Annotated in this window: 7 protein-coding genes and 1 pseudogene; 3 read left to right on the top strand and 5 right to left on the bottom strand. The window is 38.4% G+C overall.

Annotated elements, in window-relative coordinates; all coding sequences use genetic code 11:
• Positions 1 to 57: 57 nt before the first annotated feature.
• A pseudogene (locus AAFM34_RS19930) lies at positions 58 to 939 on the top strand (methyl-accepting chemotaxis protein); the annotation flags it as partial.
• Between the two features lie 71 nt (positions 940 to 1,010).
• On the opposite strand, the gene AAFM34_RS19925 reads toward AAFM34_RS19930, so the two are convergent.
• The 4 genes from AAFM34_RS19925 to AAFM34_RS19910 all read right to left on the bottom strand — a co-directional run bounded on the left by AAFM34_RS19925 (position 1,011) and on the right by AAFM34_RS19910 (position 4,265).
• Positions 1,011 to 1,922 (bottom strand): LysR family transcriptional regulator, encoded by a 912-nt coding sequence (locus tag AAFM34_RS19925; RefSeq protein WP_341665865.1) that lies wholly within the window; start codon positions 1,920 to 1,922, stop codon positions 1,011 to 1,013.
• 928 nt (positions 1,923 to 2,850) lie between these two features.
• Positions 2,851 to 3,108 (bottom strand): hypothetical protein, encoded by a 258-nt coding sequence (locus tag AAFM34_RS19920; protein WP_341665863.1) that lies wholly within the window; start codon positions 3,106 to 3,108, stop codon positions 2,851 to 2,853.
• A 397-nt stretch (positions 3,109 to 3,505) separates the two neighbouring features.
• The gene (locus AAFM34_RS19915; RefSeq protein WP_341665861.1) at positions 3,506 to 3,931 is read right to left on the bottom strand and encodes a hypothetical protein; all 426 of its coding nucleotides are present in this window, start codon (positions 3,929 to 3,931) and stop codon (positions 3,506 to 3,508) included.
• Positions 3,932 to 3,938: 7 nt separating this feature from the next.
• Positions 3,939 to 4,265, bottom strand: a complete 327-nt coding sequence (locus AAFM34_RS19910; protein WP_341665859.1) for a polymorphic toxin type 47 domain-containing protein — start codon at positions 4,263 to 4,265, stop codon at positions 3,939 to 3,941.
• Positions 4,266 to 4,374: 109 nt separating this feature from the next.
• On the opposite strand from AAFM34_RS19910, the gene AAFM34_RS19905 reads away from it, so the two are divergent.
• Complete coding sequence (locus AAFM34_RS19905) at positions 4,375 to 5,334, top strand: transposase (protein WP_341665857.1); 960 nt, start codon at positions 4,375 to 4,377, stop codon at positions 5,332 to 5,334.
• Positions 5,335 to 5,525: 191 nt separating this feature from the next.
• A complete protein-coding gene (locus AAFM34_RS19900) occupies positions 5,526 to 5,753 on the top strand; it encodes a hypothetical protein (RefSeq protein WP_341665855.1) in 228 nt (75 codons plus the stop codon).
• 32 nt (positions 5,754 to 5,785) lie between these two features.
• On the opposite strand, the gene AAFM34_RS19895 is transcribed toward AAFM34_RS19900, so the two are convergent.
• A complete protein-coding gene (locus tag AAFM34_RS19895; RefSeq protein ID WP_341665853.1) occupies positions 5,786 to 6,268 on the bottom strand; it encodes a hypothetical protein in 483 nt (160 codons plus the stop codon).
• Positions 6,269 to 6,643 lie beyond the last annotated feature (375 nt).

Genomic DNA, 6,643 nt, shown 5'->3' with positions numbered 1-6,643 from the left:
ACAATACCGAATTTAAAAGGAAATGATTAGATGGGGTTTACCGCCAGCTTACGTACTTACTTCAATCGCCTATTAGATAAACTGGAAGACCTGATATCAGGTACTCAGGCTAAGTCATCAGAACTTTCTAGTAGTACACAGAGTATGCATGACGAGCTACAAGGTGTGATAGAGCAGTTCCACATACAGGCAGATCACACCTCAACGATGGCCACTTCCGTCCAAGAGATGGTTTCGACTATCAACGAAATTTCTGAAAGTACAGCTGTGGCGGTAGAAGGCGTTCAGCAAGCGACAATCAATGCACAAAGTGGTCGTTCGGTGGTTGAAGAAACCGTAAGAAATATTGGTGAGTTGTCCCAAATCCTCTCTGACAGCCAAGGCTCCATTAGTTCTCTTAATGACCACGTCGATAAAATTGGCGATGCGGTAAACATTATCCAAGGCATTGCTGAGCAAACCAACCTACTCGCCTTGAATGCCGCAATAGAGGCGGCTCGTGCAGGTGAGCAAGGTCGCGGGTTTGCTGTTGTGGCAGATGAAGTACGAGCTTTGGCGAGTCGAACGCACCAATCGACCGAGGAAATCACCAAAGTCGTGACCGATATCCAGACTCAAATGGCGACAGTTGTCACCAACATAGACCAATGTAATGAACAAGGCCAACAAACCTTAACGGCTTCTGAAACATTGGACGACAGCCTTGGACAAATCATAACGGATATGACCAACATCCAAGCCAATTCAGAACGTATTGCCTCTGCCATTGAGGAACAAGGTAGTGTTATGAACCAGGTAAGCGACTCTATTACAGAGTTGAACACCATCTCAGAAGGGAATATGCAGTCTGCTCAGAATTGTCTTGAAGAAGTTGATAAAGTATCCAATCAAGCCGGCGATATGGACCAAGCGGTTGCTGAGTTCCAAACTTCAAAATAGTTGGATGATAAGTTTGTAAAGCGCTTCACTAGTGAAGCGCTTTTTTGTGGCAGTAAATAAATACCATTATATCAAGACGGCTGTAATTGCTTTATTGATTGACCTTTAAGCTCAAAGTGAGATTTTAAGTGATCGATGACAATCCTCACTTTTTTGGGTAATACCCGACTAGCAGTAAGAATTTGGACTTCAACAGAGGGCCAAACGATGTCTTCTAAAAGTGTAACCAGCTGGCCAGATTGTAGTGCATCATTAACAAAACACCGAGGCAAAATGGTGACTCCCTGATGAGCAATAGCGAAAGCGCGGCAAACCATAATATTGTTACTTTCTAGTTTAGTGTTAAATTTTAGAGGCTTAGAGTCTTTTAGCATCTCGTTAACTCTGCTTTCCATCGCACATGCGGTACTCGTTAACCAACAATGCTCAGTTAAATCTTCTATATTACTTGGTACTCCATGTTGTTCTAGATATTGGGGTGAAGCGACTAACACGGTCTCCAACTGACCAGCTGGTCGATAAACCAAGTTACTATCTTTTAATTTTCCTATTCTAATAGCGATATCTATACCATCGTTGATTGCATCTCTTAGTTCATCATCAGCAATAATATGGAAGCTAAGTTGTGGGTATTGTCGTGTTAAATCTTCCAGCGCTTGAGCGAGAACAGCCTGCGCCATACCATTACTTGCAGTGATTTTAATACACCCAGACATATGCTCTTTGCAATCGGTAATGTTTTGTTTGAACTCACAAAAATGGGCATACATCTTTTGGTATTCACAGACTAACACCCGCCCCGCCTCACTCAATGAGAAACCACGAGTCGAACGGTATATTAATGTCACTCCTAAAGACTCCTCTAAAATAGAGATATTTTGGCTAATTGCTGAAGGTGACATCCCTAGGCGTTTTGACGCAGCAGTCATGCTCTCGGACTCCGCAACAACAGAAAATATGCAGTAACGTTTCATGTTTTCCATATGCTTCCTATACTGACAAATATTATCGCAGTGGTTTTAAAGTTGCTCCTGATAATAATGGAAATATACATCAAATTTATAGGTTTTCTTATATGCATAACACAACATAGTTGCGAAGCCAGAAATGAAAAAACGATAAACCAAGAAAACAAAAATCGATATAATTCAATAACTTAAACCAAAAATTTTAATATAAATAATATTTATTAATCAGTGAAACAAAAGTGTAATATTTTGTTGCCTTAGAAATTTTATGGTTATTAACTCATCAAGGTTTAATTTTATTAACCAATTTTTCATAAAGAGTTTACTACATATGTTTTCAATAAGAAATAAAAACATAAATACAAGTTATATATAATTCAAATATATCCTTTAGTTTATAGATAATACTTATAAATTAATATTATATAAACTGTGTTTTAAGAAAAAATTAAGAACAAAAATAATTAAATTTAAGTGAACCATGTAAAATAATAACGGTGCATGTTATTTACATGTTTATATCTTTAGTCAGAATGAGTTAGAGTGTTGTGATGGTAGAATAATTATTAGTGTAGAAAATATGACCACAAATCCATTAACAGCAACAAGTGATAACTAGTAAAAAGTAATAAAAAGTAATAAGGACACACACAAAAAGTATTTTCAGTAAATATACAGCAGAGCCCTCACCTCTTTCCAACTTTACCTTATGGTCTGGTTGCAAAGTAGCAAGAAGGTGTAACGTCAATTAATTCAGGATTAGATAGATAACCACTAATTCAGGGAAATCAGTGGTAGCTAGGGAAAATCTATTGCGGTGTGTCCTTTTAATTTTAAAAGTAAAAAGGCCTCGCATAGTGCGAGGCCATGGGGTTTAGTTCAGCACGCTATGGGATTTAGTGTGTGTCCTTGTAAGATTTAGTGTATGTCCTTGTAAATATAATCATTCACTAAAGTAGTGTTTTGCTGCCTTTTCCCATCCATATTGTTGGATTGAGTTCCAATCAGGGTTTTCAGTCTCATAATCTTCTTCAAGAGTAAGGAAGCTTTTCGCCTTTTCGCTCGCTTCCTCGGGAGTAAACCAGCCTCTCTCACACTCTTCACAATGTAAATACATTCTCTTATTTGTGATATCTTCGGTCAAAATAAGCCTACCTTGGTGGCAATTAACGCACTCATCATACCAATAAAACTTTTCCACTAGGCCTCCTAATAAATCTATTGAGGTGTGTGTCCTTGTAATTTTCATTAGGTCAGCACACTATGATATTTAGTGTGTGTCCTTTTAAATACATTAGACTCAGGTTGATAATTAACACTTTCATTAACCCATATGTCTAATTCTTTTACCAAAGTTCGACATTTCTTAACTGATGACAACGGTTTTTCGTCTGACAAGTACATTATTGCAATATTATTTCTATTACCAAATATATCAATAAAAAAAGGACAATTTGACACTGAGCTAATTTTTGCCATCATGGGTAGGTCATCACCTACCGCATTTAATCTACTAATTAAGTCACTAATAACCATTACGCTTCTTAATCCCCAATTTTATTAAGGTCTGCATCATTGATGTTTAGTGTATGTCCTTTTTAATCTTTTAATTTTATAGAATTAATATTAATTAGTCCTTTAAATTCAACTGTATACCAACTTACACATACTAAATAATCATTATTACTATCCGATACAAAATATTCCATACCAAAAGCATTTTCCATAACTGTCCCAATCACCCGCACATCTTCTATTTCTACCACGTAGTTTTTGTCCTTGCCTGATTGGTCAAAGAATATAAATCCCTTTCCTTCAGGTAAGCCCGAAGAGTATTCATACTCATACTCTTCAACAGGAAAGGAAACTGAATCATTGTCGATTGACAAGTGTCCAGCAGTCTTACTAGGTTCAAATTTTTTAGTAACCCCATCTATAAAGATTTTTGCATCATCATTAGGGAGAAGTTCACACTTGATACCAAGCTCACGGCACACTTCCAAAATCTCTTTTGCATTTTTCATCTAAATCTTAATCCCTCGTTGCAGGGATATTATCTACAAATATATGTCCCCGAACCTTCTTTCTACCTTTACCTGGAGTTTGGTAACCGATGTGTGGTTGATAAGGACCTTTACCTAATTCTCCACTTGCTTTGACATTATTTAAATCTGGTATGTCAATATTAACATTAGCTCCATTTGGACCAGAATATTCAACAGGAATGCTCTTGCCATTTCTATCATAACCCCACTTGGTTACTTCAAACCTTTCTTTTGAAACTCCAGTTTTCTTAAATGCTTCATCTAATGCATCTCTGTAGGTACTTCCTGTACCTCTGAAAAGTAATAAGGACACACACCAAAAGCATTAAATAAGTGTGGTTATCTTCTCTATTGCGTGAGCATCAAAACCTTTTCAAAGCTGTATGTCTATATTTACTTACTCATTTAGTAAGGGAAACAAAATGACGACAGCTAGAAACCAACTAATCTCTACTGAAGCAACCTCCTATTACCACTGTGTTTCCCGTTGTGTTAGACGCAGCTTTCTATGTGGAGAAGATAATGTTACGCAAAAAAACTACGAGCACCGAAGGGACTGGATTGTAAAGAAGATACATGTCTTATCTAGGGCTTATTGCATTGATATTTGCGCGTATGCCATTATGAGCAATCACTATCATCTCGTCGTTCATATTAACAAAGATCGAGCAATAGCCATATCTCCTCGTGAGGTGGTTGAGCGCTGGAGCCTGCTACATAAACTACCTCTATTAATCCAAAAATGGATTAACCATGACTTAACTAGCAAGTTGGAGGAAGAGAAATGTCTTGAAATCATTGAACAATGGAGAGAGTGCCTTTGGAACTTGAGTTGGTATATGAAAGAGCTTAACTTTGATATCGCATGCCGCGCTAATCTCGAAGATAAGTGTACTGGCCACTTTTGGGAAAGTCGATTTAAAAGCCAAGCATTATTGGACGAAAAAGCCCTCGCAGCAGCAATGGCCTATGTAGACTTGAACCCTATACGAGCTGGTATTGCCGACAAGCCCGAAACTTCAACTTATACCTCTGTAAAAGCACGTATTGATGCATTAGAAAAACATTTACCTAATGCTCCATGCTTGCACCCTTTCGTAGGTAACCCGACCAACATCATGCTTGAGGGTATTCCGTTTCGACTCAAGGATTATCTTGAATTGGTTGATTGGACCGCTCGTCATCTAAGACCTAATAAAGCTTCTATGGATTCTAGTCTACCACCCATCTTCCAGCGGCTAGGTTGCAATATTGATAAGTGGCTAAAAGTCTGTACCTCATTAGAAAACAAAAAATCAACTGCAATCGGCTCAAAATCTCAGGCTGTCGCAATAAAACCTATCCTCAACAAACAAAGAATTCATTGCTACTTTCTTGAATAACTTTCTATTAAGCACCACTACTTCCTTACCGTTTGCTTCATTGCCAACCTACTGAAGTAACGCTCTATGGCTACACAGATAGCTACAAGGTCTAACGTCAACGACAAAAACTCAGATAAATTGATGCGAAGTTTGGATAGCAACTGATTGAAACAAATCAGCCGTGGTTACTAAGGGAAATCTATTGCGGTGTGTGTCCTTGTAATTTGGCGGTATCGACACTAGTTCCGCTGGCAGAGATCTTACACAGCTCGGTAGATGAGCTACTGCACGGTCAGGAAGCGGCTAAGGGAAGTAATAAACGCGGGCCTGCGTCGAAGCTGCAACAGCAGATCGAACAGGTCAGGCAGCTACCAAGAGCGAAGCAGCAGTTTGTGATGGAGATGCTAGATACAGTGATCCAGCAAGCTGCACATTAAAAAGCCCGCGAATGCGGGCATTAATGAGCTCTTCACTTATCTATCACGTAGAGTGTATTTGGCGGGCAGTCTTCAATACAATCAGTAACAACAAGGCTTTCAAATGACTCTATAGAGCTGTGTTTTACTTGGTCTACTTCATCACAGACGCTAAGTGAGAACCCCAATTCTCGAACAGCATCCATATTTAGCAAAAATTTAATAATTTTTGTAATTTCAAAAATCCTATCTTTCAACAAGGATGGAAACTGATTTTGAAAATCACTTTCTGATTCATCTTCAGGGTCGTAGTCATATTCATTGAGCAATATTGTTGCCGTGTTCAGTTCGCTTGAGTCAGATATCACAAATTGAACAATATCATCACGTAACAACAAGTTCTTTGGATAATTATACAAGTTTAATTCGTCCTTGAATTTAAATCCAAAAGCTGTTTCTTTCTGTATGTCATTCTCTAAAGAGGTCAATTCACTTTTTTCCAGTGAATTGATATAGCCAATAATAGTTTCACTCATCTGATTTTTATCCAGTCTCCCGCAGGGGTACCATTTTCTGAAAGCTCTCTAACAACATCTTGTTTAATCGGAAACCCTCGTTCGTTGTAGTCAAATCTGTGCTCATGAGCTACTGAACGACCATCTGAACGACGCCCCAATGGGCCATGAGTACTTTGTTGACCATAATCCTCCCGACTAAATGCCCGGCCCTTATCATCGTAATAAGTGACACTCGATGAACCATCTGCGCGTTGGCTTTCTATTATTGAATTAGGCTCTGAAGTTTTAGGAGCTTTACCACCAGTGTTTACTGTATGTGGCGTTTCTACCCTCTTTGTAACATCAGAACACCCTGACGTTCATCCTAGCCAACAATGCACATAACCCTAATGC

This window comes from Vibrio sp. (genome assembly GCF_038138445.1).
GTDB lineage: Bacteria > Pseudomonadota > Gammaproteobacteria > Enterobacterales > Vibrionaceae > Vibrio.
This window is presented reverse-complemented; position numbering and strand designations above follow the sequence as displayed.

Excerpts from the sequence above, each read along its gene's own strand:
- AAFM34_RS19925 (WP_341665865.1), bottom strand. The coding sequence starts at position 1,922 with ATGGAAAACATGAAACGTTACTGCATATTTTCTGTTGTTGCGGAGTCC.
- AAFM34_RS19915 (WP_341665861.1), bottom strand. The coding sequence starts at position 3,931 with ATGAAAAATGCAAAAGAGATTTTGGAAGTGTGCCGTGAGCTTGGTATC.
- AAFM34_RS19905 (WP_341665857.1), top strand. The coding sequence starts at position 4,375 with ATGACGACAGCTAGAAACCAACTAATCTCTACTGAAGCAACCTCCTAT.
- AAFM34_RS19895 (WP_341665853.1), bottom strand. The coding sequence starts at position 6,268 with ATGAGTGAAACTATTATTGGCTATATCAATTCACTGGAAAAAAGTGAA.